Source organism: Nonomuraea sp. NPDC059194 (assembly GCF_042754765.1).
Classification (GTDB): domain Bacteria; phylum Actinomycetota; class Actinomycetes; order Streptosporangiales; family Streptosporangiaceae; genus Nonomuraea.
This window is the reverse complement of record NZ_JBHZBH010000017.1, coordinates 32,902-59,123: the sequence shown is the minus strand read 5'-3', so window position 1 is coordinate 59,123 and position 26,222 is coordinate 32,902. Positions and strand designations below refer to the sequence as shown.

At 70.2% G+C, this 26,222-nt stretch carries 19 protein-coding genes; 5 read left to right on the top strand and 14 right to left on the bottom strand.

Annotation, left to right across the window (positions count from 1 at the left end):
• Positions 1–270 precede the first annotated feature (270 nt).
• From ACFXJ8_RS21430 to pepN, 9 genes are all read right to left on the bottom strand, one after another.
• The gene (locus ACFXJ8_RS21430; protein ID WP_379645674.1) at positions 271–3,099 is read right to left on the bottom strand and encodes a TIM-barrel domain-containing protein; all 2,829 of its coding nucleotides are present in this window, start codon (positions 3,097–3,099) and stop codon (positions 271–273) included.
• The gene (locus tag ACFXJ8_RS21425) at positions 3,096–6,344 is read right to left on the bottom strand and encodes a TIM-barrel domain-containing protein (protein ID WP_379645673.1); all 3,249 of its coding nucleotides are present in this window, start codon (positions 6,342–6,344) and stop codon (positions 3,096–3,098) included. The genes ACFXJ8_RS21430 and ACFXJ8_RS21425 overlap by 4 nt, the downstream gene beginning before the upstream one ends.
• A 14-nt stretch (positions 6,345–6,358) precedes the next feature.
• The gene (locus ACFXJ8_RS21420; protein WP_379645672.1) at positions 6,359–8,524 is read right to left on the bottom strand and encodes a TIM-barrel domain-containing protein; all 2,166 of its coding nucleotides are present in this window, start codon (positions 8,522–8,524) and stop codon (positions 6,359–6,361) included.
• Positions 8,521–9,633 (bottom strand): glycoside hydrolase family 15 protein, encoded by a 1,113-nt coding sequence (locus ACFXJ8_RS21415; RefSeq protein WP_379645671.1) that lies wholly within the window; start codon positions 9,631–9,633, stop codon positions 8,521–8,523. The genes ACFXJ8_RS21420 and ACFXJ8_RS21415 overlap by 4 nt, the downstream gene beginning before the upstream one ends.
• Positions 9,634–9,679: 46 nt before the next feature.
• Entirely contained in the window at positions 9,680–10,942 is a 1,263-nt protein-coding gene (locus ACFXJ8_RS21410) for an ABC transporter substrate-binding protein (protein WP_379645670.1), read from the bottom strand.
• A gap of 14 nt (positions 10,943–10,956) precedes the next feature.
• A complete protein-coding gene (locus ACFXJ8_RS21405; RefSeq protein WP_379645669.1) occupies positions 10,957–11,763 on the bottom strand; it encodes a carbohydrate ABC transporter permease in 807 nt (268 codons plus the stop codon).
• A complete protein-coding gene (locus ACFXJ8_RS21400) occupies positions 11,756–12,691 on the bottom strand; it encodes a carbohydrate ABC transporter permease (protein WP_379645668.1) in 936 nt (311 codons plus the stop codon). Before ACFXJ8_RS21400 ends, ACFXJ8_RS21405 begins: the two co-directional genes overlap by 8 nt.
• Positions 12,688–13,929 (bottom strand): ROK family protein, encoded by a 1,242-nt coding sequence (locus ACFXJ8_RS21395; RefSeq protein WP_379645667.1) that lies wholly within the window; start codon positions 13,927–13,929, stop codon positions 12,688–12,690. Before ACFXJ8_RS21395 ends, ACFXJ8_RS21400 begins: the two co-directional genes overlap by 4 nt.
• 152 nt (positions 13,930–14,081) lie before the next feature.
• Positions 14,082–16,643, bottom strand: coding sequence for an aminopeptidase N (gene pepN, locus ACFXJ8_RS21390; protein WP_379645666.1), 2,562 nt, complete (start codon positions 16,641–16,643; stop codon positions 14,082–14,084).
• A gap of 123 nt (positions 16,644–16,766) precedes the next feature.
• Between pepN and ACFXJ8_RS21385 the strand changes: the two genes are divergently transcribed.
• Together ACFXJ8_RS21385 and ACFXJ8_RS21380 are read left to right on the top strand one after the other, a co-directional pair.
• On the top strand, positions 16,767–17,387 hold the full coding sequence (locus ACFXJ8_RS21385; protein ID WP_379645665.1) for a DsbA family protein: 621 nt from the start codon (positions 16,767–16,769) through the stop codon (positions 17,385–17,387).
• Positions 17,388–17,489: 102 nt separating this feature from the next.
• Complete coding sequence (locus tag ACFXJ8_RS21380; protein ID WP_379645664.1) at positions 17,490–18,893, top strand: aldehyde dehydrogenase family protein; 1,404 nt, start codon at positions 17,490–17,492, stop codon at positions 18,891–18,893.
• A 62-nt stretch (positions 18,894–18,955) separates the two neighbouring features.
• Here ACFXJ8_RS21380 and def read toward each other — a convergent pair whose 3' ends face one another.
• On the bottom strand, positions 18,956–19,444 hold the full coding sequence (gene def, locus ACFXJ8_RS21375) for a peptide deformylase (protein WP_379645663.1): 489 nt from the start codon (positions 19,442–19,444) through the stop codon (positions 18,956–18,958).
• A gap of 99 nt (positions 19,445–19,543) precedes the next feature.
• Here def and ACFXJ8_RS21370 point away from each other — a divergent pair, with 99 nt between their 5' ends.
• Entirely contained in the window at positions 19,544–20,011 is a 468-nt protein-coding gene (locus tag ACFXJ8_RS21370) for a ribose-5-phosphate isomerase (protein ID WP_379645662.1), read from the top strand.
• A gap of 301 nt (positions 20,012–20,312) precedes the next feature.
• On the opposite strand, the gene ACFXJ8_RS21365 is transcribed toward ACFXJ8_RS21370, so the two are convergent.
• Positions 20,313–20,459 carry a hypothetical protein gene (locus ACFXJ8_RS21365; protein WP_379645661.1) on the bottom strand — a complete coding sequence of 49 codons (147 nt, stop codon included), beginning with the start codon at positions 20,457–20,459 and terminating at the stop codon, positions 20,313–20,315.
• Between the two features lie 259 nt (positions 20,460–20,718).
• Positions 20,719–21,945: a GNAT family N-acetyltransferase gene (locus ACFXJ8_RS21360; RefSeq protein WP_379645660.1), complete on the bottom strand. Its 1,227-nt coding sequence runs from the start codon at positions 21,943–21,945 to the stop codon at positions 20,719–20,721.
• A 118-nt stretch (positions 21,946–22,063) separates the two neighbouring features.
• Between ACFXJ8_RS21360 and ACFXJ8_RS21355 the strand changes: the two genes are divergently transcribed.
• Positions 22,064–23,179, top strand: coding sequence for a PP2C family protein-serine/threonine phosphatase (locus ACFXJ8_RS21355; protein ID WP_379645659.1), 1,116 nt, complete (start codon positions 22,064–22,066; stop codon positions 23,177–23,179).
• Positions 23,180–23,421: 242 nt separating this feature from the next.
• Here the strand turns inward: ACFXJ8_RS21355 and ACFXJ8_RS21350 are convergent, their stop codons facing one another.
• On the bottom strand, positions 23,422–24,030 hold the full coding sequence (locus tag ACFXJ8_RS21350) for a LuxR C-terminal-related transcriptional regulator (RefSeq protein ID WP_379645658.1): 609 nt from the start codon (positions 24,028–24,030) through the stop codon (positions 23,422–23,424).
• Between the two features lie 139 nt (positions 24,031–24,169).
• Between ACFXJ8_RS21350 and ACFXJ8_RS21345 the strand changes: the two genes are divergently transcribed.
• A complete protein-coding gene (locus ACFXJ8_RS21345) occupies positions 24,170–25,468 on the top strand; it encodes a M50 family metallopeptidase (protein WP_379645657.1) in 1,299 nt (432 codons plus the stop codon).
• Position 25,469: 1 nt separating this feature from the next.
• On the opposite strand, the gene ACFXJ8_RS21340 is transcribed toward ACFXJ8_RS21345, so the two are convergent.
• Complete coding sequence (locus ACFXJ8_RS21340; protein WP_379645656.1) at positions 25,470–25,976, bottom strand: DinB family protein; 507 nt, start codon at positions 25,974–25,976, stop codon at positions 25,470–25,472.
• Positions 25,977–26,222: the final 246 nt, after the last annotated feature.

The following is a 26,222-nucleotide window of genomic DNA, read 5'->3' as shown; positions in this document are numbered from 1 at the left end:
GGGTGGCGAGCCGGGGCGGAGGAACACGCCATCTCTGGGCGCGCGGTGGCGCAGGTCGCGGGGTGAAAAGGAGCGACGGGCGTGCGGTGGCGCAGGTCACGGGGTGAAAGGAGCGACGGGCGTGCGGTGGCGCTGGTCGCGGGGCGGGGGGAGGCGGGCCCCTGTGGTGCTGGTCGCGGGGCGGGGAGAGGCGGGCACCATGTGGCGCTGGTCGCGCGGAGCGGCGGGAGGCGGGCGCCCTCCCGCGGAGGGCGCCCGTTGGAGACAGCGTCAGAAGGAGCCGGTGGTGGTGCCGCCGGTGCCGGACGCGGGCGTGGTGAACGTGCTGTTCGCGCCCGGCTGCCACGCATCCGCGGTGTCGGGGAAGTTCGCCTCCTTCCGTTTGATGCACTTCCACTCGACCGTCGTGTTCGGCGGCAGCTTGCCGATGGTCCCCGTCCACGTCGGGTAGGCCGTCGGCGACAGCTTCACCGCGCTGGCCACCGACCACCCGCCGAGCTGCGGCACGCTTCCCACGGCGTACACCGACTGCCCCGCGGTGGTCGTGCCGTTCGCGCACGAGAAGGTGACGGACACCGGCGCCTGCCCGAGCGTGAACGCGAACGTCTTCGCCGTGGTCACGCCGAGCGAGGCCGACTTGGCCACGATCAGGTTGCCGCCCGCGTTGTACCAGCCGCTGGCGGCCGCGTCGAAGGCCGCCTTGCCGGCGTGCTGGGTGAGGGCCGTCCCGTTGAGCGTCACCGCCGACGCCTGCGTGTCCGCGACGAGCTCCACGACGTTCGCGCGGCTCGCGGGCGCGCCGGTGTAGGTGCCGCTGGAGGCGGCGACGGTGACGGTGGCCGTGGAGCCGCTGATCTGCTGGCCGAGCTGGGTCGTCCGGACGGCTCCGCCCTGGTACCCGGTGGTGGCCCCGTCGTCCTCGTACAGGGTGAAGGACGACGCGGTGGGGGCCGCGTACACCCGGGCGACCAGCTCGTTCCTGGTCGTCGCGTCGGTCCGCTTGCCCACGACGTTCATGGTCTTGTCGTCCACGACCATCTTGGGGAGGATCGCCCCCGCGCGGGCGAAGGCGGGCAGCCTGAACGCGCCGTTGACCCACAGCGGCCGGTCGTTGAACCACTGCCCCGTGCTCGTCAGCTTCTCGTTGGTGGCGTAGTCGTACCAGGTGCCCGAGGGCAGGTACATGTTCCGCTTGCGCTCGTTCGCCCCCGCGACCACGCCCACCAGCAGGTCCTTGCCGATGAGCTTCTCGTGCCCCATCTCGCGCACGTTGAGGTCGTTCTGGTGGTAGTAGGCGAGCGGCGGCACGACCGGCTCGCCGAAGCGGTAGGCCCGGTGCGCCAGCGAGTAGTAGTACGGCGTCAGCTCGTACCTCTGGCGGAGGTTCGCCAGGTTGCTGGCGGTGTGGCCGATCTTGTCGGGGGAGGTCTGCGCGCAGTTGCACAGGTTCTCCGTGTGCGGCCTGATCGGCACCTCGAACCAGGCGCCGTTGGCGAACCACTGGGTGTAGAGCTCGTCGAGGTCGGAGTTGAGCATCTCCCGCCGGAAGCCGCCGATGTCAGAGCCGAAGTAGTCGATCCCGGACATCGACATGTGCATCTGGACGTTCTGCTGCTGGGCGAGCGCCGTCAGCTTGGAGCCGATGTCGGCCGACCACATCGCCACGCCGTACCGCTGGATGCCGCCCGCGCCGGAGCGGGCCAGCAGGAACGGCCGCCTGGTGCCGGAGGCGTAGCCGCGGGCGATGCTCTCAGCCCACTTGAGGTTGTAGACGTTGTGGTAGTCGGCGTGGGCGTGCTTGCCGGGCAGCACGCCCGCCGTCCAGTCGGCGCCGTCGTACATCTCGGGCTCGCCCAGGTCGAGCCAGTGGCCCAGGACGCCCTGGTCGGCCAGCGGCTGCCGCTTGATGGCGTGCCAGTGGTCGCCGGCGGCGTCCTGCGTCCAGTCGATCATGCCGCCGCGGCCCCACCAGTCGTTGGTGGTCAGGTAGACGGGCGCGCACGAGGAGCAGCCCGCCCGGTTGAGGTAACCGCGGGAGGCCATGTCGGCGTGTTCGGGCCGGTTCTTGCCGATGTAGGACTCCTCGATCGTCATCAGCCCCACGCCGTCGTTCGAGGCGAGGGAGGAGATCTTGGCCGCGGGGTTGGGGAAGTTCGCGGTGTCCCAGGTCAGCGAGCCCATGCGGGTGTTGTCGGAGCCCGCCGCCACCCCGCCGAACCACGGCAGGTCCAGCACGAACCCGTCGACGGGGAACTTCGCGGTGCGCAGGCCCGCCAGCCGGTTGTCGATCTCCGCCCAGTTGTCGTAGCCGAACTCCGAGACCCACATCCCGAACGCCTTCTTCGGCGGCACGGGCGGCCTGCCGGTCAGCTCCAGGTAGTCCTTGCGCAGGTCGGGCAGGTCGGGGCCGGTCATGGTGTACCAGCGCACCTGGTCGCCCCAGGTGTCGACGGTCCACGGGTCGCCGGTGAGGTTCCACTCCTGCTTGTAGACCTGGTCGAGGAAGAGGCCGTAGTTGAGGTTGGCCGCCCCGACGGCGAACAGCACCGGGATCTGGGCGTTGCCGACGGGTCCGTTGTCGGTGTCGTAGACCATGGCGTTGCCGTACTGGCCGCCGGGGGTACGGCTGCGGCCCACCCAGTCGCCGTCGGCGCCGCCGCCCATGAAGAACTGCTCGCCGAGACCGTAGGCGTTCTGGATCGAGCCCTTGGTGATCGTCAGGCCCTTCCACGCCTGCGAGAGGTTGCGCGGGCACGCCTCGTACAGCAGCCGGGTGGGGTCGGAGACCTTCACGCACAGCGTGCCCGCCGTCACCTCGACCTTCATCGCGGCGGTGGTCAGCGTGTTGCCCGACTGGTTGAAGCTGGTCGGGCCCGCGTAGTCCTTCTTGGCCACCTGCGGCGTGGTGAACAGCGCCGCCCCGGTGCCGGGGCTCGTGCCGTTCGCCAGCTCGAAGTGGACCAGGTCGTCGTCGAGGAACTCCACGATCAGGTAGGCCGATCCGCTGGTGAACTGCACCCGCTGCACGGCAGCCTGGGCGGGCAGCGCGACCAGCAGGGGCAGGAGCAGCGCGGCCAGCATCACGAACGCACGTCTCATGGCCGCGCCACCACCAGGTTGTCGAGGTTGACGCCGCCGCTGCCATAGATGATCTTGACGGTGTGCGCCCCCGCCGTCAGCGAGGTGGTGAGGGACGCGGTGCCCCAGGTGTCCCAGTTCGACGTCGAGGGCATCGACAGGGTGCCTGCGGTGACGCCGTCCACCTGGATCGTGGCCGAGGCGGCGGTGGCCACGCCGTTGGCGTAGCGGAACCTCAGCTGGTGACTGCCCCCGGCGTCCGCCTTGACCTGGAAGGTGACGGCATCACCCGCGCTGGAGAAGCCGTCCACGAAACCGGTGCCCGTGTAGCCCGGGTGGTCGGTGTTGGTGGAGGTGCCGGTGCCGGTGGCGAACTCCGCCTCGTAGCCCGCCTTGTCGACGCCGTTCAGCGTCACGGTCCTGTTGGCGGCGGCGCTCGCCAGCTTCACGTGGGTGAGCTGCTGCGCGGGGTCCCACCACCAGCCCTCGGCGGCGGCCTTCAGGTCGGTGAGCGTCGCCCGCGCCGTCGCGCCGGTCACCGAGGTGGGCTTGGTGGAGGCCACCTGCAGCGTGGAGGTCGAGGTCAGCGCCGGTACGGTCACCGCGACCTGGTGCGCGCCCCAGTTCTCCGCCGAGCTGACGGTACGGCTGGCGCCCGCCGAGTCCTCGAAGTAGGCGTACGAGCTGTTGCCCGACGGGTAGATCCGGAAGACGAGGTTGGCGTAGGCGGTGACGCTGTTGCCGATCTCGCCGCCGAGCTGGTAGTCGGCGTTAAGGTTGAGCGGGATGATCGCGCCGGGCTTGGCGTAGACCGGGATGGAGTCCAGCCCGGCGTGGTAGGTCTTCGTGCCGGGTCCGGTGAACCTGCCGCCGTTCCACAGGTCGTACCACTCGCCCGCCGGGAGGTAGACGCTCTTGGACGTCGCGCCCTGCGTGGTGATCGGCGCCACCAGCAGCTGCGAGCCGAACAGGTACTGCTGGTCCATCGGAGCGGCCGTCGCGTCGCCGGGGAAGGCGAAGCTCATCGCCCGCATCATCGGCACGCCCGTCGCCGAGCTCGCCTTCGCCTCGGTGTAGAGGTAGGGGATCAGGTTCATCCTGACGTTGGCGAACTTCCTGAACGCCGGCACGACCGAGGTGTCGCCCGTGCGCGCCTGCACGTTCCACGGCGTGCGCGCCTCGGAGGCAGCCGGGTTGGCCTTCTCCGAGTGATACTGCATGATCGGCGAGAACGTCGCCTGGGCCGCTGACCGCAGGTACAGCTCCGCACTGGGGAAGTCGCCGGTGAAGCCGGCCAGGTCCCAGGCCGTGTACGGCACGCCCGACTGGCCCGCCGACAGCTGCGCCCGCACCGCCTCCTGGAAGGCGGAGAAGCTGGAGTTCTGGTCGCCCGCCCAGAAGATCGAGCTCGTCTGCGCGCCCGACGTGCCCGCCCTGCTGAAGATCGTGTTCTGCGCGTTCTTGCCCTTGACGTAGGCGTTGTAGGCCTTGGTGTAGCTGTTGGGGTAGGAGTTGTGCATCTCGTCGCCCTTGCGGCCGTCGGCGAACTTCACACCCCTGCCGAAGATCGCCTCGCTGCCGTCGGTCTTGAAGCCGTCGATGCCGACCTCGTCCATGAGGTAGTCGCGCTTGCTCATCCACCAGGTGGTGGCGGCAGGGCTGGTGAAGTCGGGGACCATGCTGTCGCCGAACCACTGGCCGGTCGGGATCCGGTAGGGCCCGTTGGTGGGATTTTTCACGACGTAGCCCTGCGCCTCGGCGTACGCCTTGTCGTTGAGGTGCTGCTGGGGCGCGGTCGGCGGGTTTGAGTCGAAGTTCTCCTTCAGCACGGGGATCTGCCAGAGGATCATCTTGATCCCCTTGCTGTGCGCGTCGGTGACCATCGCCTTCGGGTTCTGCCATGCCGTACCGGCGGGGAAGGTGAGGTTGGCGTAGGCCAGCTTGCCGCTGCCGGGGGTGGGCGTGTAGGTGGCGCCGTGCCAGATGTAGAAGGTCGCCTCGTCGCTCCACTGCTCCAGCACCATCGCCGTGTGCGGGACCTTGTGCGTGGCGGCGTTGGCCAGCTCGGCGCTCACCTCGGCCTGGGTGTTCCACTCGTTGGCCGACATCCACACGCCGAAGGCCCACTTCGGCGGCAGCTGGGGGCGCCCGGTGACGGCGGTGTAGTCGTCGACGATCTCGGCGGGCGTCCCGGCGAAGAAGTGGTAGTCGAGCGTGGAGGTGAGCGCGCCGCCCGTGTCCACGGCGAGGCCTGACCTGTTGCCGGGCGTGAAGAGGGCGTAGCGGGTGCTGGGCAGGTAGATGCCGTAACCGGCCGAGTTCGTGAAGAAGGGGACCGACAGGTAGGTGCGTCGCGTCGCGCCCTGGTCCCTGTACTGGTTGTAGACGTAGTTGTGCACGCTGGTGCCGCGCTGGTCGAGTTGGTCGTAGCGCTCGCCGTACCCCTCGAACCGCTCGCCCGCGGGCGAGGCGTAGTTGTCCTCGATCTTGGTGACGGTGGTGGCGCCGTCGCTGGCCCATCGGAGAGAGTTCGAGGCGTCCTGCCTGGTGATCAGGGTCGTGCCGTCGCCCTTGTAGACCGACAGCCGGTAGGGCGACTTCTGGATCTTCAGCACGAGCGAGCTGGTCGAGATCGTCAGCGTGCTGCCGGAGTCGGACACCGTGTAGCCGGACACCCCGGAGATTGTCAGGCCCGAGCCCGTGGGAGCGGCCTGCATCCTGAAGCGGTCGAGCGCGGGGAAGGCGAAGCGGATCTTCGGTGTGAAGGACCCCGCGCTGTCACCTGTCGTGACGTCGACGGACGTGCCGTTGTTGGTGAAGCCCGTCACGTTCGTCACCGTGCTCCACGAGGTGACCGTGAACGAGAACGGGCCCGTGCTCCGCTGCCCGCCGCCGTTCACGTCCGCGTTCACGGTGTAGGCGATCTGGTCGCCCCTGGCGAAGGAGCCCAGGTTGATCTTCCAGTAGCTGTTGTTGCCGTTGTTGTGGTCCCACGCGGCGCCGACGGGCGTCTGGTTCACCCCGTTCTTCGTCCACGTGACCCAGACGGTCTGGCCCGGCTCGATCGGCCAGGTGGTGGCGTTGATCTGGACGTTCTCCCCCGCCATGGGGTCGCGGGGGGAGCGTTCTGTCGGTTCGGCCGAGTAGAGATCGTCGATGCCCGTCGGATGGTGGTAGACGCCGTCCAGCGCGTAGGCGGGAGCGGCGACGAGGGAGGCAAGCAGGGCGATCACCGCGACGATGACGCCCGACCGTAACCGGTTCAAGGCAATTTCTCCTCTCAGGGCGAGAAGACGGGAGACAGGTCAGGCCAGCGCTCCGCCGTACAGAGGACGGGTGGCCGGTCGAGGGGAGCGGGCAGCGTGACGGTCTGCCCGCCGTCGAGCGCCAGGCCCGTCCAGACGTCGACCCACTCGCCCTCGGGCAGGTAGGCCTCCACCTTGTCGGCGCCCGGCTCGGTGACGGGGACGACCAGCAGGGCGTCGCCGAGCTTGTACTGCAACGGATGGCCCCAGATGGCCTGGTCGGCGGGGTGGTCGAAGAACAGGCCGCGCATCAGCGGCGCGCCGCCCGCGACGGTCTTGCGCGCCTCGTCGGCCAGGTAGCCCACCAGCCGCTCCCGCAGGTGCGCGAACCGCCTGAACACCGGGATGACCCGGGAGTCTCCCGTCTGTTCGGCGATGTTCCACGGCGTCCTGTCGCGCAGCGGCCTGCGGTGGTGGTTGAACTCCGAGTGGTACTGCATGATCGGCATGAACGCCGACGTCCCCGCGGCCCGCAGGTAGAGCTCCGCGCTCGGCAGCTCGCCGGAGAACCCGGCCAGGTCCCAGCCCCAGTAGACGATCCCGCAGGCGGAAGCCGTGATTCCGGCCCTGATGGAGGAGCGGAAGGCCTCCCACGTGGAGTCCTCGTCACCGGCCCAGAACGCGCCGTGCGGCTGAGCCCCCGCGAATCCCGCCCTGCTGAACGTCACCGGCGCCTTGCCCGCCTGCCTGAGCAGGTCGCCGAAGGCGCGCGCGTAGTGAACCGGGAACAGGCCGTTTCCCTCGTCGCCCCTGCGGCCGTCGGCGTAGCGCAGGTCGTGGCCCCACGCGTGCTCGCCGCCGTCGGTCTTGAACCCGTCGATCCCGACCTCCTCGACGAGATAGCGGCGCTTGGCCGTCCACCAGTCGCGCACCTCCTGCGAGCTCAGGTCGGGCATCAGCGCCAGCGGGAACCACCACCCCCTGTTCCGGTACGGCCTGCCGTCCGCCTCCCTGACGCATTTGTCGAGGATCTGCCTGGCGTCCACGGCCGCCTGATGTTGCGGATGGGGGCGCATCTTCTGCAGGGGGATCTGCCACAGCAGCACCTTGATGTCACGTTCGTGCAGCTCGTCCACCATGCCCTTGGGGTCGGGCCACGGACCGTCGGCGGGGAAGCGGTAGTCGGCCAGCGTGTGCGGCTCCTCCGAGGGCTCGTACTGCGCGCCCCTGAAGGCGGTGAACGTCGTCTCGTCGCTCCACGCCTCGATGACCAGCGCGCCGACGGGGATGTCGTGCTCGCGGTGCCGGTCCATCTCGGTCATGACGCGTTCCTGCGTGTTCCACTCGTTGCCGCTGGCCCACAGCCTGAACACCCAGTCGGGCAGCTCGGTCGGCCTGCCCACCGTGCCGAGGAAGGCGTCGAGCACCTCGGCGGGCGAGCCCTCGTGGACGCGCAGCGTCAGGTCCGCGCCCTCGGCCTCGACGACGATGCTGTCGCCGATCTCGTACCAGGTGCGGCGGGTGGTGTCGACGTGGAAGCCCCAGCTGCGCGAGCCGTTGACGACCAGCGCGAACGGCATCGGCAGGTAGGTGCGCCCGTGCGCGCCCTGCGACTTGTACTGCTCGAAGACCACCGCGTCGAGCGACCTGCCGCGCTGGTCGACCGCGTCGAAGCGCTCGCCGAACCCGACGACGTGGGCGCCCGGCTCCAGCGCCAGCTCGAAGCGGCCCCGCCGTACCTCGTCGGCGTCGGCCAGCCATCGCACGCTGCCCGGTACCACCCGGTCGCGGCCTTCGACGCTCAGCCGTCCGCCCTCGTCGCCCCACTCGGCCGCCGTCACCTGGAACCAGGTGGTGGTCCGGCCGCCCCCGCGGAACCGGTAGGTGTAGCGGCGGCCCGCCTCCAGCGGCGGTGTCACCACCGACCACGACCCCGAGGCGGCCCTGGCCGCCTTCGCCTGCGCCGCGGCCAGATGCCCGCCGTCGGCCGTCGCCGTCTCCTCCTCGGCCACGGGACGGCGCAGCGGCAGCTCCACCGCTGGGTCGCCGACGGCGACCCAGTCGCACACCACGGAGGTCACGTTCGCCGAGGCCCGCACCCGCAACTCGACGCTCTGGCCCGCCATCGGCATGGTGGGCACCCGCTGGTCCTCCGACTCGGCGTACGGGTGCCCCGAACCGTAGGGACGATGGCGGATCATGCCCGCCCCTCCAGCGCGTCGGCGAGCATCAGGTACATGCCGTGCGACCACAGCAGCGGCGTCGCGACCGTGCCCCATCTGGCCAGCCACTCGTCGAACCGTCCAGGGGCGAGCAGCACGTCCGACACCTGCTCGGGCAGCTCGCCCGCGTCGGTGGCCTGCGCGCCCATCCAGTCGAGGTAGCGCAGCGCCTGCTCGCGCCGTCCCGCCGCCGCGTGGTTGAGCCCGAGCAGTCCCGACAGCAGCACCCAGCGGCCGCCGCCGTAGAAGGTGTCGGCCAGGTAGCGGTACACCCCGCCCTCGTGGGCGAGCTGCCGTTCCACCTCCGCCACCGTCGCCACCGCGACGGGGTGGTCCGGTGGGTAGAGCCCGAACGGGTACACGCACGCCAGCAGGCTCGCGTCGACCGCGTCGCTGCCCAGCCACTTGCGCAGGTGCCCGCCCTCGGCGACGCCCTCGGCCGCGACCAGCGCCGCGATGCCCTCGACCGCCTCGGCGGCGGCCTTCTCCTCCGGCTCGTCGAGCAGGCCGGTGCCGATCGCCGCCCGCAGGCCCGCGTGGATCGCGCCCAGCGTCGAGACGTGCCGCTGGTCGACGTGCTCCTCCCACCAGTCGTAGCAGGGCTGGTCCCAGAACCACGACAGGTATCTCGCCGCGACCCTGACAGCCGTGCGCGCGCCCTTCACCTCGACGCCGTGCCGTACCGTGTGCTCGGCCAGCGCCCACAGCCACGTGCCGTAGCCGTCGAGCTGGTGGTCCCACCACTCGTCGGCGCCCTCGCCGCCGTCCAGGGTGAACCTGGTGGGCAGCATCTCGGCGGGGGAGACGCGCTCGCCGTTCGCGGCGCGCTCGACGAGGGAGTCCACCCGCGCCTGCCGCGCGCCGATCACCCCGGCGCACCACTCGTGGAAGGCGCTCACCCCGTCGACCACGCCGGTACGGCTCATGCCCTCGGCGATGAACGCGCCGTCGCGCAGCCACGCGTAGCCGCGGTAGGCGGAGAAGGTGGGACACGCCGGGTAGGCCCCCGAGGGCGACTGATGCGTGCTGATCACATCGACGCTGCGCGAGACGAGCCGCGCCCGCGCCAGGTCGCTTCCTACGATCACTGTGTCAGTTCTCCTGGTGAGGTGTTGGGTGCTTCGGTCGGGACGGTCAGCCCAGGAGTTCGTCCACCTTGGCGGCGGCCGACTTGAGCGCCGCCTCGACGGAGGTACGGCCCGCCGCCGCGTTCGACAGCTCCTGGGTGACCGCGTCCTGCATCTCCTGCTGCCTCTTGATCACCGGCGGCAGCGCGATCGACTGCAGCGAGTCGAAGACGGCCTGCCTGTTGGCGGGCTTGGGGTCCTTCAGGTATCCGTCGAGCACCGCCTGGTCGGAGACGGGCGGCAGCTCCCACGACGACTGGATGCGCGTGGTGGCCGCGACGTTCGACGAGCTCAGGTACTTGGCCCACGCGTAGGCCTCCTTCCCGTGCTTGGTCGTCGCGGAGGCGGCCACCGAGTTGTGGAAGACGGCGCTGGCCTTGGCCGCGTCACCGGGCTCGACGACGACGTCCCACTCGAACGGCACGTCCTTCAGCCCCGCGAACTGCCAGATGCCGTTGTGCCACATCGCGAGCTTGCCCGACTTGAACAGGTTGGTGTCGTAGTCGGCGGTGCCGCCGATCTCCGCCTCGGTGGGCATGGTCTTGCCGACCTTGGAGACCAGCCAGGTGGCCGCCTTGATCCCCTCGGGGCTGTTGAAGGTGGCCTTCTTGCCGTCGGCCGAGAGGAACTCGCCGCCCGCCTGCTTGAGCGTCTTGTAGAACTCGAAGAACTGCACGGGCTGGAAGTCGCCGAACACGCCCGCCTTCTTGTCGGTCAGCTTCTCGGCCGCGGCCTGCTCGTCCTTCCAGGTCCAGTCGGCGGTGGGCGGGGCGACGCCCGCCTTCTCGAACAGGTCCTTGTTGTAGAAGAGCACGACGGTGGAGAAGGAGGCGGGCAGCGCGAACTGCTTGCCCGCGTGCTTGAACGCCGCCAGCGACTCCTGGGCGTAACCGGTCGGCGCGGAGTCCCCCGAGACCGCGCCCAGGTCGAGCAGGGAGCCCGCGCTGGCGTAGGTGACGAAGTTCTCGTAGTTGAGCTCGAAGGTGTCCGGCGCGGTGCCGCCCGCGATGCTCGTCTGCAGCTTGGTGAAGTACTGGTCGTACGGCGCGGTCTCCACGACCACGTCCACCTTCGGGTTCTCCTTCTCGAAGGCGGCGACGATCGTGTCGAGGTCCTTCACGTGGTCGGGCGCGGCGGAGAAGGTGAAGTACCGCACCGTCACCTTGCCACCCGGGTCGGCAGCCGTGTCCCTGGTGGCCGAGCCCTGCGCGCAGGCGGTGGCGAGGACGGCGGTGGCCAGCGTGGCGAGGGCGAGCCTGGTCCTGGTCATGGGGGGTGATCCTTTTACTTGAGCCCTGACTGGGCGACGGAGGCGATGACGTGTTTCTGGGCGAAGAGGTAGAGGATGAGGATCGGCACGACGCTGACCACCGACCCGGCCATGACGACGTTCCACTCGGTGGTGAAGCGGCCGTGCAGTTCGGCCAGGCCGAGGGGAAGCGTCATGAACTCGGGCGACTTGATGATCACCAGCGGCCACAGGTAGCTGTTCCAGCTGGCCATGAACCCGAAGATGGCGAAGGTCGCCAGCGCGGGCCTGATCAGTGGCAGCACAATGAGCGCAAAAATCCGGAAATGTCCGGCGCCATCCAGCACCGCGGCCTCGTCGAACTCCTTCGGCACCTGCGCGATCGCCTGCCTCAGCAGGAAGACCCCGAATGCCGAGGCGATCGTCGGAGCGAGGACCGCGAAGTAGGTGTCGACGAGGTCGAAGGTCCGCATCTCGATGAACAGCGGCACGATCAGCACCTGCAGCGGCACCATCAGCGTCGCCAGGTAGACGGCGAACAGCGCGCCCCTGCCGGGGAAGGGCAGCCGGGCGAAGGCGTAGGCGGCCATCGCGCTGGTGACCACCTGCAGGATGGTCGAGGCCGCCCCGATCCACGCGCTGTTGAGCAGGATCCGCCAGAACGGGGTGACCTCCAGCAGCTTGCCGTACGCGCCGAGATTCGCCCCGTCGGGGGTGAAGTCGGGCGGGGTGGCCAGCACGCTCCCAGCCGGGGTGATCGAGGTGATGACCGCCCACGCGAACGGGAACAGCATCACCAGCGCGCCCACCACGACCAGCAGATACCTCAGCGCTCTACCCATAGTTCACCCACCGGCGCTGGGCGCGGACCTGGATCAGCGTCACCACCAGGACGACGGCGAACAGCAGCCACGACAGCGCCGAGGCCGCGCCCGCCCTGCCGTACTGGAAGGTGAGCCGGTAGACCTGCTCGACCACGACCTCGGTGGCCCCGCCGGGCCCGCCCGCCGTCATGACGTGCACCTGGTCGAAGACCTGGAAGCCGTTGATCAGCGAGATGACGACGACGAAGAACGTCGAGGGCGACAGCAGCGGCAGCGTGATGCGGCGGAAGCGCTGCCAGGCAGAGGCGCCGTCCACGCGCGCCGCCTCGTGGTACTCGGCGGGGATCGCCTGCAGCCCGGCCAGCAGGATGATCATGACGAAGCCGAGGTCCTTCCACGCCGAGGCGAGGATGATCGACGGCATCGCCCAGGTGGGGTCGGTCCACCAGCCGGGCCCCAGGACGCCGACCAGGCCGAGCGCCCAGTTCACGATGCCGCTGGCCGGGTTGAGCAGCCACTTCCACATCAGCGCGACGACGACCCAGCTGGTGACGACCGGCAGGAAGTAGATCGCCCGGAACAGGTTGCGCCCCGCCATCGCCCTGTTGAGCAGCATCGCCAGGCCGAGCCCGCCCGCGTAGACGAGCGGCAGGTATCCGGCGATGAAGTACAGCGTGTGCAGGAAGGCCGCCCGCGTCGCCGGGTCGGCGAGCACCTCGCCGTAATTGCCGAGGCCGACCCAGCGCATCGGCTCGATCAGGTTCCACTCGTGCAGGCTCACCCACAGCGACCCGGCCATCGGGACCAGCGTGAACAGCACCAGCGGGACGAGGCTCGGCAGCAGGAAGACCGCGACCGTGCCGGCGTAGCGTAACCTCCCGCGCGGCGGCGGCCCGGTCCTGCGGGCGGCCGCGTGGGCCCGCGGGGGAGCGGCGGTGAGCGTCATGGGGCCGCTCCGATCAGCCGGGCGCGCACGAGCCTGCCCTGCTCGCCCGCCGCGCCCGCCGCGTCGAACGGCGTGGCCAGCACCAGCGCCGCCGCGCCCTGGGCCCAGCTCGTCTCGTCCCAGCTCTCCACCTCGATCGCGATGTCGCGCCGCCCCGGCATGAGCTGGGCGCGCACCGCCCTGTCGAAGCCCACCTGCCAGTACGGCCAGTGCGCGACGCCCTCGCCGAGGATGACCACGACCTCGGGGTCGACCACGTTGATCAGCCCGGCGGTCGACCTGCCGAGGATCCTGCCCGCCTGGTCGAAGACGTCCTGGGCGGCCCGGTCGCCCGCCGCCGCGGCCCTGCCCAGCTCGTCGACCGCGTCCTTCGCGCCGGGGTCCCTCGCACCGGGGTCGCCGTGCGCCGCGTGCTCGCCGAGCAGGCCCTTGTCCCTGGCGGCCGCCACCAGCCCGGCCGCGCCGACGAACGCCTCCAGGCAGCCCGCCGTGCCGCACCCGCACACCGGCCCCGAGGGGTCGACGGGCACGTGGCCGAACTCGCCCGCGCCGCCCCGCGCGCCCCGGTAGACGCGCCCGTCGGTCACGATGGCCGCGCCGACGCCCCGCCCGATCGTCAGGACGAGGAAGTCGCGGTGGGTACGGCCCCTGCCGTACAGGCGCTCGGCGGCGGCCAGGGCGTTGACGTCGTTCTCGACCAGCACGGGGAGGCTGAGGCGGCGGCGCAGCCGCTCGCCGACGGGCATGGCCTGCCAGCCGAGCGTCGGCGCGTTGACCGTGCCCACCGCCTGGTCGTCGACGCTGCCCGGCACGCCCACGCCGACGCCCAGCAGCGGGGGGGCCTGCTCGATCCGCGCGAGCGTGGCCTCGACCGTGCCGGCGAGGTCGTCGAGCGCGTGCGGGCCCGACGGGTCGAAGGGGTGCTCCCACGCGCCGAGCACCACGCCGTCGAGCCGGACGTCGACGATCACCAGGTGGTCTGCCGTCACCTTGACGCCGAGCGCGCGCCCCGCGCTGCCCACGAGGCCGAGCCGCTGCGCGGGACGTCCGCCGCGGGAGGGCTTCAGGTCGAGCTCCTCCAGCATGCCGTGCCCCATCAGCTCGCGGGTGAGCTGGGTGACGGAGGCGGGGCTGAGGTCGAGCTCCCTGGCGATTTCGGTACGGCTGAGCGGACCGACCGTGCCGAGGAGGGCGAGGATCGCCGTCCTGGTCAGGTCGCCGCGATCACTGCCTGCCATACGAGGACCCAGACTTTCTTTGGAAATAAAGTTAGTGGTGAAAATATGAGTCCGAAGGCCTCCCGCTGTCAAGAGTCGGGGAAACACGAAGGGCGCCCCTCGGCCGAGGGGCGCCCTTCGGATCAGCCGTGCGTGTCAGGACATTGCGCGCGTCAGGAAGCGTCCTTCGCGCGGGCGCGCAGCGCGCGGCTCACGCCGTCGGCGCCCTCCAGCACCATCCTGCGCAGCGCCTGGGGCGCGGCGGAGGAGGCGAGGTAGTCGTGCGCCGCCTGGACCGTCTCCTGCTCGATCAGCAGCGCGGGGAAGCAGCCGACGGCGAAGCTCTGCGCCATGTCGAACGTCCACTCCTCGTAGATCCGCCCGACCTCGGAGAAGTACTTCTCCTTGTACGGCGCGAGCAGCTCCACGTGGTGCGGATCCTGGAACCCGGCGATCATCGACCTGAAGATCGCGTTGGCCAGCTTGCCGCCGGTGATCGCCGCCCACGCCTCGGCCTTGGCCTCGGCGGTCGGGATGGCCGCCTTGCACAGCGCGGCCGAGCGCTCGCCCGAGGCGGTGGCGTCGCGCTTCAGCTCCGCTTCGATGTCGGCCGCGCCGAGCACGCCGCCGGAGACCAGGGCCTGCGTCAGCGTCCAGCGCAGGTCGGCGTCGACGGCCAGGCCCTCGGGGACCGCGGTGCCGTCGAGGATGCCCTGGACGAAGGCCAGGTCGTCGGCCGAGGTGGCCACCGCGCAGAAGGCGTTGACGTAGGCGAGCTGGTGGTCCGAGCCCGCCTCGGCGGCGCCGATCCACGACTTCAGCGCGGCGGCGAGCTGGGCCAGCCCCTCGGCCTGCCAGGCCGGGTCCGCGTACTGCTGCACGGCCTGGCGAGCCTGGCGCAGCACGGTCTGCACGACCGTGATGTCCTTGACGGTCTCGATGCCGGAGATGACCAGCTTGACGTAGTCGCGGGTGGCCATCTCGGCGTCGCGGGTCATGTCCCACGCCGCCGACCAGCTAAGGGCGCGCGGCAGCGACTCGGCGAAGCGCGAGATGCCGCCCTCGACCAGCGTGGCCAGGGAGCGCTCGTCGAGCCTGACCTTGGCGTAGGTCAGGTCGTCGTCGTTGACCAGCACCAGGTCGGGCTGGGTCTCGCCGAGCAGTTCGGCGACGGCCGTACGCGCGCCGACCACGTCGAGCTCGACCCGCCTGGTCCTGGTCAGCACGCCGTCGACCAGGGAGTACAGGCCGATCGCGACGCGGTGCGAGCGCAGCGTCGGGTACTCGGCGGGGGCCTCCTGCAGCACCTCGAAGCGGGTGAAGCGGCCCTCGGCGTCCACGTCGAACGAAGGGCGCAGCGTGTTGACCCACGAGGTCTCCAGCCACTCCTTCGACCACGACGACAGGTCACGGCCGCTGGTCCGCTCCAGCGCGGTCAGCAGGTCCTTCAGCTCGGTGTTGCCCCACGCGTGCTCGCTGAAGTAGTCGCGCACGCCGGCCAGGAAGTTGTCGAGGCCGACGTAGGCCACCAGCTGCTTGAGCACCGAGGCGCCCTTGGCGTAGGTGATGCCGTCGAAGTTGACCTCGACCGCCTGCATGTCGGGGATGTCGGCGGCGATCGGGTGGGTGGAGGGGAGCTGGTCCTGCCGGTAGGCCCACGCCTTCTCCACGTTCGCGAACGTGGTCCACGCGCCGTTGCCCCAGCGGGTGGCCTCGGCCTGGCACAGCACGGAGGCGTAGGTGGCGAACGACTCGTTCAGCCACAGGTCGTCCCACCAGCGCATGGTGACCAGGTCGCCGAACCACATGTGCGCCATCTCGTGCAGGATCGTCTCGGCGCGGCGCTCGATGATGGCGTCGGTGACGCGGGAGCGGAAGACGTAGTCCTCGAGGAAGGTGACGCAGCCGGCGTTCTCCATCGCGCCCGCGTTGAACTCGGGGACGAACAGCTGGTCGTACTTGCCGAACGGGTAGCGGACGCCGAAGACCTTGTGGAAGAAGTCGAAGCCCTGACGGGTGACCTCGAAGATGTTGTCGGGGTCGAGGTGCTCGGCCAGCGAGGCGCGGCAGTAGATGCCCAGCGGGATGCCGTCGTGCTCGGCGGTCACCTTGTGGTAGCCGCCGGCCACCAGCGCGGTGATGTAGGTCGAGATGCGCGGGGTGACCGCGAAGTGGTGCCGCTTGGCCGCCTGGGTGGTGCCGTGACGGCCCTCGTGCGCGGCCAGCTCCTCGACGGAGTCGGCCGCGCTGTTGGAGACGACCTCCCAGTCGGCGGGGGCGAGCGCGGTCAGCTCGAAAGTCGCCTTGAGGTCGGGCTGGTCGAAGCAGGCGTACATGCGGTGCGCGTCGGCCGTCTCGAACTGCGTGTGCAGGTAGACCTTCTGGTCGACGGGGTCGACGAACCTGTGCAGGCCCTCGCCTGTGCGCATGTAGACGCAGTCGGCGTCGATGGTCAACTCGTTGTCGGCGGCGAGGCCGGGCAGCGGGAAGCGGCCCTTGTCCTCGTCGTAGCCGGAGACGTCGAGCGCGACACCGTTGAGCTCGACCGAGCGCACGTGCGCGCCGTGCAGGTCGATGAACGTCGTCGCGCCGGGTTCCGCGGCGGAGAAACGAACGGTCGTGACGCTCTCGAACCGCTCCTCACCCTCCGTCAGGTCGAGTTTGACGTCGTACGACTCGACCTTCAACAGCCGGGCCCGCTCGCGAGCTTCGTCACGGGTCAGGTTGCCTGCCAAGATCCGCTCCTCTTCACCACATCTTTGGGGTTTTGTCTGAATCCTGCCATGCCAGGAATAGTCCTGACTCTCACTCAGGTTATGGCCCAGGGCAAGGTCACCACGAATGAGAGAACCCCCAACATGTCTCAGCGAACCCCCGTGGACCTCTGGTTCGACCCCTTCTGTCCGTACGCGTGGATCACTTCTCGCTGGCTGGTGGAAGTCGAGAAGGTCCGTGACATCGAAGCCCGGTGGCACATCATGAGCCTGAACGTCCTCAACGAGGACAAGGACATCCCCGACGAGTACCGCGAGATGATCGCCGCCGCGATCGGCCCCGTCCGCGTCGTCGCCGCGGCGGCGCAGAAGTACGGCGAGGACGTGGTCGGCCCCCTCTACACCGAGCTCGGCACCCGCTTCCACACCTTGGGCAGGCCCAAGGAGGGCCCCACGGTCAGGGACACCGTGGCCGACGCCCTGGAGGCCGCGGGCCTCGACAGGGAGGTGGCCGACGCCATGGACTCCGAGGACTACGACGAGGCCATCAGGCAGTCGCACTTCCGCGGCATCGACCTCGTCGGGCAGGAGGTCGGCACCCCCGTGATCCAGGTCGAGGGCGTCGCCTTCTTCGGGCCCGTCCTGACAAAGATCCCGCGCGGCGAGGACGCCGGCAGGCTCTGGGACGGCGTGCGCACCGTCGCGAGCTTCGAGGACTTCTTCGAGCTCAAGCGGACCCGCACCCGGCAGCCCGTCTTCGACTGAGGCGAGATCTCCGACATGTCCCCCTAACCTGGGCGCTTCGCCGTACCCTCGGGTGAGTCAAGGTTCTCGCTTTGTGACCTTCGGCGCGCAAGGATGGGGGACATGCGTCATCTCTATATCAACGGGGCCTGGACGGCCTCGGTCTCGGGAGAAGGAATCGACGTCGTCAATCCGGCCACCGAGGAGACGATCGATACCGTTCCCGCAGGCGCTCCCGATGACGCGGAGGCGGCGGTCCTGTTCGCCCGCGCCGCCTTTCCTGCCTGGGCGGCCACGGCTCCCGCCGAGCGGGGCAAGCTGCTGGCCGCCGCGGCCGACCTGCTGAAGCAACGCGCGGAGAGCGTCGCCAGGACGATCTCCACCGACATGGGCTCCCCGTACGGCTTCGCGCTGAAGGTGCAGACGCTGATGCCCGCGGGCGTGCTGGCCTCCTACGCGCACCTGGCCGAGAGCCATCCCCTCGAGAGCCGGATCGGCAACTCGGTCGTGGTGAAGGAACCGGTGGGCGTCGTGGCCGCGATCACGCCGTGGAACTACCCGCTCCACCAGATCGTCTGCAAGGTCGCGCCCGCGCTCGCCGCCGGATGCACGGTCGTGCTCAAGCCCAGCGAGGTGGCGCCGCTGGCGGCCTACGCGCTGGCCGAGATCTTCCACGAGGTCGGCCTGCCCAAGGGCGTGTTCAACCTGGTCAGCGGCAGGGGCCCGGTCGTCGGCGAGGCGCTGGCCGCCCACCCCGAGGTCGACATGATCTCCTTCACCGGCTCGACCAGGGCCGGCCGCCAGGTGGCCGCGCTGGCTGCCGCGGGCGTCAAACGGGTGGCGCTGGAGCTCGGCGGCAAGTCGGCCAACCTGATCCTGCCCGACGCCGACCTGCCCGCGGCGGTCAAGGCGGGCGTCGCCAACGCCTTCGTCAACGCGGGACAGACGTGCTCGGCGTGGTCACGCATGATCGTCCACCGCGACCAGTACGACCGGGCGGTCGGCCTGGCGGTCGAGGCCGCCCGCAAGTACGTCGTCGGCGACCCCTTCGACGAGGCCACCAGGATCGGCCCGCTGGTGTCGGCCGCGCAGCGCGACCGGGTGGTGCGCTTCATCAACACCGGCCAGGAGGAGGGCGCGCGCCTCATCATGGGCGGCACCGAGAGGCCCATGGAGCGCGGCTACTACGTCGAGCCGACCATCTTCGCCGGTGTGGAGCCGGGGATGACGATCGAGCAGGAGGAGATCTTCGGTCCCGTCCTGTCGATCATCCCCTACACCAGCGAGGAGCAGGCCGTGCAGATCGCCGACGGCACCCGCTACGGTCTTGCGGGCGCGGTGTGGGCCGGCACGCAGGAGCGGGCCGTCGCGGTGGCCAGGCGGTTGCGCACGGGCCAGGTCTCGATCAACGGCGGCCAGTTCAACCCGCACGCGCCCTTCGGCGGCTACAAGCACTCGGGCATCGGCAGGGAGCTGGGCGAGCACGGGCTCGAGGAGTACTTCGAGGTCAAGTCGCTCCAGTTGTGAGCGAGCCTGCGAGCGAGCCAATCAACACAGCTGCCTGTCCGCCGCCGCGTCGGCGGTTCGGCTCAGTGGGTGCGCTGGAGGATCTCGCGGGCCTGGCTCTTGGGCAGCCTGTCGACGTAGAGCGTGCCGTTCAGGTGGTCGGTCTCGTGCTGGAAGCAGCGCGCCAGCAGCCCGCGCGCCTTGAGCTTCACCTTGCGGCCGAGCCGGTCCACGCCCTCGATGCTGACGCCCGCCGCCCTCGGCGTCGCCGCGTAGAGCGGCTTGCCGGTGGCGCGGCCCGGCACCGACAGGCACCCCTCCTCGTCGAGCACCTCCTCGGCGTCGTCGATCGTCAGCGTGGGGTTGATCAGGTGGCCCTTGCGCCCGCTGCAGTCGTAGACGAACAGCCTGCGCGACACGCCGATCTGCGGCCCGGCCAGGCCCACGCCGTCGGCCGCGTACATCGCCTCGAACATCTCGTCGACGAGCTTGCGCAGCTCCCTGTCGAAGTCGACGACGGGCTCGGCCGCGGTGCGCAGGACGGGATCGCCGATGTACCGGATCTCACGCATGGGCGCTGTACTCCTGTAAGGACTGTGGTAGGCGAGAGGCTCTTACTCTAGCGTGGGGCCCGCGTGGATCGCGCCTCGCGAACCTGCGAAACTGGTCGCGTGCGTGTCTACATCGGTGCCGACCATGCCGGCTATGAGCTGAAGAACCACCTGGTGACCTGGTTGAAGGACCAAGGGCATGAGGTGACCGACTGCGGTCCTTTCGTCTATGACGCCGAGGACGACTACCCCGCGTTCGTGCTGCGCGCCGCGGAAGGCGTCGCGGGCGACCCCGGCAGCCTCGGCATCGTGATCGGCGGCTCCGGCAACGGCGAGCAGATCGCGGCCAACAAGGTGCGCGGCATCCGCGCCGCCCTCGCCTGGAGCGAGGAGACGGCCCAGCTGGCCCGCGAGCACAACAACGCCAACGTCATCAGCCTCGGCGCGCGCATGCACCCCGAGGAGCAGGCGACCAGGTTCGTCGAGGTCTTCCTCGCCACCCCGTTCTCGGGCGCGGAGCGGCACAGCCGCCGCATCGCCCAGCTCGCCTCCTACGAGACCATCGGCCAGCTCCCGCCGCTGCCGTAACCGCAGCACTGCCGTAACCGCAGAACTGCCGTATCCGCCGGACTGCCGTCACCGCAGGGCGGAGCGCCCCGCCTCTGCCACGGCTCGCGGCGGGCGCCCCGCCACGGCCTCGTCATGGCCACGGTTCGCGGCGTGCTCGCGCCTGGCTACGGCTCACGGCGGGCACTCCCGCCGTGAGCATGTTTCGGGGCAAGCGTTCCCGCCGTGACTGTGGCTCGGGGCGGGCGTTCCCGCCGTGACTGTGGCTGGGGGCGGGCGTTCCCGCCGTGACTGTGGCTGGGGGCGGGCACTCCCGCCGTGGTTATGACCTGCGGCGGGCCTCGCGTCGTGGGGTCTCGTCGCGCAACGGCCGCCGGTCGGCCGTGTCCTGCTGTTCCTGCGAGGGCCGGGAGACGTCCCTCGCTCGCATCGCGGTGATCGCCGTGATCTGCAAACTCTGCAGCGCCATACCTGCGACTGTAACCCGCCACACCCCGCCGCCGCCTGCCGTGCCGCCGCCTTTCCGGCCGCCGCCTTCCGTGACGGCGGTCTGCCCCGCGCGCTCGGGGAGCGTTTCCCTGGAGAGACGCCCGCCCCGCGCCCGGGGTGGCGGCCGACCCATGCGTGCCGTACCCGATCAGGAGACCGGCCCGATCAGGAGACCGGCCCGATCAGAGGACCGGTCCTGATCAGGAGAGCGGTCCTGATCAGGAGAGCGGCACGATCGATCAGAAGACCCAGCCCGCCCACGGGGCGGGCGACCACGACATGGCGGTGGCGAGGGCGTGGACCGCGCCCGCCGAGTGCTCGGTCAGCAGGCCCGCCGACCGCTGGGCCACCAGCGACCCCGCGCCCATGTAGGCCCCGCCGAGCGCGGAGACCGGCAGCGACACGTCGGGAGCCTCGTCGGTGCGCTTGCACGCGGCCGAGCCGGTGTCGGCCGTCAGGCGCCAGCGTCCGGCGTTCCACGGGCAGACGTCGTCGGCCACCTCGATCACCACGTCCACGGGCGCGGAGTAGGCGCGGGAGGTCAGCGCGGCGTCCACCGACACCAGCCGCACCCACAGGTCGTCGAGCCAGCGCGGGTGGAGCTGGCGGACGTCGGCCAGCAGCTGGGTGATCGGATCGTCGACCGGGATGTCGGCCGTGACCTTGGTCACCAGATCGCGGTCGAGCACCGCACGCCACAGCAGCGCGTGCGCCGCGGGGTCGGTAGCGTGCAGCTCGCGCAGCTGCAGCTCGCCGTCGGGCGCGCCGTACTCGCCCCAGTTCCCCTTGACGCGGAACAGCGCGTAGCCGCGCGCCCTGGAGGAGTCTTCGACCAGGATGGCGCGCAGGCTGCCCGCGCCCTGCTGGTCGAACTCCTCGTCGGCCAGGATCATGTTCCAGAAGCCCTCGTCGCGCGCGTACCGGCCCGGACGCCTGGCCACGACCTCGGCGAACAGCTCCTCCAGGACGGGCCTGACGTCGGCCGGCCTGACCACGCGGACCCTGAGCGAAGGGTCGGAAGGCGCGGCGGCGGTGAAGGCCGACCGGTGCGTGGGGATGCGCAGCGCCAGGCTGTCGGCCGCCCTGCCGTACCCGAACCGGCCGTAGATGATCGCCTCGGAGGCGTAGAGCGCGGCCACCGCCTCGCCCCGCTCGCGGATGTCGGCGAGCTGGCGGCGCATGATCTGGGAGAGGATGCCCCGGCGGCGGTGGGAGGGGAGCACACTGACCGCGGTCACTCCCGCCACGGGCAGCATGCCGCCCGGCACCGCCATCGAGAAGGTGTGGATGCCGGTGACGCCGGCGATGAGGTCGCCGTCGAAGGCGGCCAGGGTCCGGTCGAACTCGGTGTTCGCCTTCCAGCGTTCGGTTTGGGTGGGATGCGGCGTCCAGTTGAATCCCTCGGCGAGCACGCCGCTGAACTGGGGCCACTCCTCTTCCGAGATGGGGCGGATCGGATACGTCATCCGTCCACCGTAGGAGCGGGCAAAGCCGGACGGCCACCCAATATCCGTGCCTAATGATCAAGGCGTTGGTCAAGTGGGCTGCCCAAACCCGGGAGAGACCGATACAGTCAGGCCCATCATGAACTCACGTCCGGTGCCGCAGATCCCGCCTCGGCTGCGTGCGGTGCTGGTCAAAGTGCCTGGTCTGGTGCCCGCCGTCAGGTTCCTCAGGAGAGGGCCGCTGGCCAGGGACCGCAATCTGCTCATCACGCTCTCCCTGCTGACCCTGGTGGTCGGCGGGCTGGCCGCCCGCGTCTCCACCGAGTGGTTCTCCCCCTCCCTGTTCATCCTCATCACGCTGGTCGGCGGGCTGCAGTTGCGGCTGCGCAGCCTGGCCATCCTGCTGGTGTCCGTCCTGGCCGCCCTCGCCTACATTGGAGCGGTCCTGGGCGTCAACAGGATCGGTCTCGGGCTCATGGTGACCATCGGCTTCACCACGGTCCTGGCCGTGCTCATGGCCCGTATCAGGGGCAAACTCGGCGTGCAGGGCCTGCGCGGTGACGCCATGCTGCTGGAGCTGCGCGACCGGCTCAAGAGCCAGAGTGAGCTGCCCTCGCTGCCCAAGGACTGGGGCGCCAAGGTGGTGCTCAAACAGGCGGGCGGCTCCTCCTTCGGCGGCGACTTCCTGGTCTCCATGCGCGACGGCGACAACGTGGAGATCGCGCTGGTCGACGTGTCGGGCAAGGGCGTCGACGCGGGCACCAGGGCGCTGCTGCTGTCGGGCACGTTCGGCGGGCTGCTCGGCTCGGTCGACGACTTCCTGCCCGCCTGCAACGGTTACCTGCACCGCCAGCGCGGCGACGAGGGCTTCGTCACCGCCGTCCACCTGCGGCTCGACCTGGCCACCGGCGAGTACACGATCACCTCGGCCGGCCACCCGCCCGTCGTCAAGCTCGACTCGGGCACCGGCAACTGGGAGATCGCCTCGGCCAAGGGCGTGGTCCTCGGGGTGGTGCCCGACCTGCACTGCGAGCCCGACAGCGGCGTGCTGCGCAAGGGCGACGCGCTCCTGCTCTACACCGACGGCCTCATCGAGCAGCCGGGCCGCGACATCGACGCCGGCCTCGACCGGCTGCTGGGCGAGGCCGAGCGGCTGCTGCCCTCGGGTTTCCGCGACGGCGCGAGAGCTCTGGTCAACTCGATGGCCTCGGGGCACAACGACGACTGCGCGCTCGTCCTGATCTGGCGCCCATGACGAATCACACGGTCAGATCGTGAGCTGAGTCACTGTCTGGCGGTGGAGCGGGCTTGAGATTCTCAAGGTGTGGAGCTCTGCCGCATCGTCGACCTCGTGTTCTACGACTCACCGATGATCGACGGCGTGCCCGAGGGCGCCGGCTGAGTGCGCCCGTGAGACCCCGAGTCCCGGTCGGAGCGGCGCGGTTCCACCGGGGCTCGGCCACGCTCAGCCACCCCCGGATGGGCAAGAAGGCGCGGCTACAGCCAGCCGGAGTCGCTGGCGATGCGCACCGCGTCGAGCCTGTTGCGGGCCCCCGTCTTGCACATGATGCGCGACAGGTGGTTGCGGACCGTGCCCACCGACAGGAACAGCTCGTCGGCGATCTCCGTCGAGCGGGCCCCGCCCGCCGCGACCCTCAGCACATCGCGCTCGCGCGGGGTGAGCGGGTTGGCGGCCGACTCCAGCGCCGCCACCGCGAGCTCCGAGTCGACGGCCCTACGGCCCTCGCCCATGGCTCGCAGGCCCTCGGCCAGCACCTCGGGCGCCACGTCGAGGCTCATGAAGCCCGTCGCGTGCGCCTCGAAGGCCCGCCGTACCTGGCCGGGGTTGGGCTGGGCCGACAGGATCAGCACCCGGCAGCCGGGCGCGTGCTCGCGCAGCAGCGCGGCGGTGCTCAGGCCGTCGAGGCCGGGCAGATCGAGGTCGACGACGGCGGCCTGGGGAGCGTGCCGCAGCGCGGCGGGGACGACGTCCGCGCCGTTGCCGACCTCGGCGACGACCTCGAGATCGGTCTCCGCGTCGAGCGAGGCGACCAGGCCCCTGCGCACCAGCGCGAGGTGCTCGGCCACCAGGATCCGAAGCGACACATCTCCTAGAGTGATCGAATGACTTCGTACTGTCAACGTACGCTCCTGATTCGGCAAAGGCCTCGCAAGCCGTTCAGCATCGGATTGTCGACTACTCTGGGCTTGTCGGACCTTCTCCTCAGCCACGGAGCGCGCGTAGATGATCTGGCTCTACCTCGCGGGGATCGTCATCTTCGCGGTCGGCCTGATGGCCTCCATCGCCCTGCACGAGTTGGGCCACCTCGTTCCCGCCAAGCTGTTCGGCGTCAGGGTGACGCAGTACATGGTGGGCTTCGGCGGCACCATGTGGTCGCGGCGCAGGGGCGAGACGGAGTACGGGATCAAGTGGATCCCGTTCGGCGGCTACATCCGGATGATCGGCATGCTGCCGCCCCGGCCCGGCGACGATCCGACCAAGCTGCGCAGGGCCTCGACGGGCCCGTTCCAGGGGCTGATCGACACCGCGAGAGACGTCGCGCAGGAGGAGGTGGGCCCGGGCGACGAGGAGCGCGTCTTCTACCGCAAGAAGTGGTGGCAGAAGGTCATCATCATGTTCGGCGGCCCGCTGATGAACTTCGTGCTGGCCTTCGTGCTGTTCGCGGTCCTGCTCGTGGGCATCGGCCTGCCGGGCCTGTCGCCGGTGGTCTCGCCCGACACCAACGCCTGCGTCATCCCCCACGGCCAGACCCGCACGGTCTGTACGGCCGGCGACCAGCCGACGCCCGCCGCCAAGGCCGGTATGAAGGCGGGCGACACGATCGTGGCCTTCAACGGCGTCAAGGTCTCCACCTGGGAAGAGATCACCCAGAAGATCAGGAAGAACGGTCCTGGCCCCGTCAAGGTCGGCATCGTCCGCGATGGCAGGCCCATGACGCTCGGCGTCACGCTCATCGGCAGGGAAGCCATCGACGATCCCACGGCCAAGACCAAGGGCGAGGGCTTCCTCGGCGTCATGGCCACCAAGGTCTACCAGCAGCAGAGCTTCGGCACCGTGCTCGGCTACATGGCCACGCTGACCGGTCATGTGGCCGAGTCGCTGGTCAACCTGCCGCAGCGGATGGTCGGCGTGTGGCAGGCCGCCTTCTCCGGCGAGGAGCGCGACCCCAACGGGCCCATCGGCGTCGTCGGGGCCGGGCGCATCGGCGGCGAGATCGCCGCCTCGGGACTGCCGGTCAAGGACAAGCTCTTCCAGCTGGTCAACCTGCTGGCCGGGTTCAACCTGGCGATCGGCATGTTCAACCTGATCCCGCTGCTGCCGCTCGACGGCGGTCACATCGCCGGCGGCCTGTGGGAGGGGCTCAAGCGCGCCTACGCCCGTGTCATGCGGCGGCCCGAGCCCGGTTACGTCGACATCGCCAAGGTGCTGCCGCTGACGTACGCGCTCGCCATGGTCATGATCGTCATGGCGGGGCTGCTCGTCTACGCCGACCTGGTCAACCCGATCAGGCTGTCCGGCTGACTCACTCGCCCGTCACGCCGTCGATCCGCTCGCGCAGCAGGTCGGCGTGGCCGTTGTGGCGGGCGTACTCCTCGATCATGTGCACCATGATCCAGCGCAACGACACCTCGTTTCCGTGGCGCAGCCCCTTGCCGATCGTGTCGAGCGGGAGGCCGGCCGACACCTCGCGGGCATAGGCGATCTCGCCGCGCCAGGCCGCGAACGCCTGTTCGCCGCTCATCGTGTCGACCGCGTCGAAGACATCGTCGGGCCGTTCGAGCGTCGAGTGCAGGCGGGGGGCGTCCTCTCCCATCAGGATCCGGCGGAACCAGGCGCGCTCCACGTCGGCCAGGTGACGCACCAGGCCGAGCAGCGACAGCGTGGACGGCGCCGCCGACCGCTCCCGCAACTGCTCGTCGGTCAGGCCCGCGCACTTGATCGCGAGCGTCTCGCGGTGCCAGTCGAGCCACGCGTCGAGCATCTCCCGCTCGCCCGCGACGAACGGGGTGCTCATCCGTGTTTCGGTCATAGCGAGTGATTATGACCCATGCGTGCCGCCGCTCAGCCGTCCAGCCGTCCAGCCAGACGGGCAGGCCGGCCAGGCGCCACGACACTGGCATCAGCTGCCGCTCCAGCTTCTCGGGCGCCACCGCCAGGCGCAGCCGGGGAAAGCGAGGCAGCAGCCCGCTGAAGGCGACCTCGCCCTCCTGCCGAGCCGGCGCCGCCCCCAGGCAGTAGTGCAGCCCGTGCTCGAAGCCCACGTGGACCTCGCGCC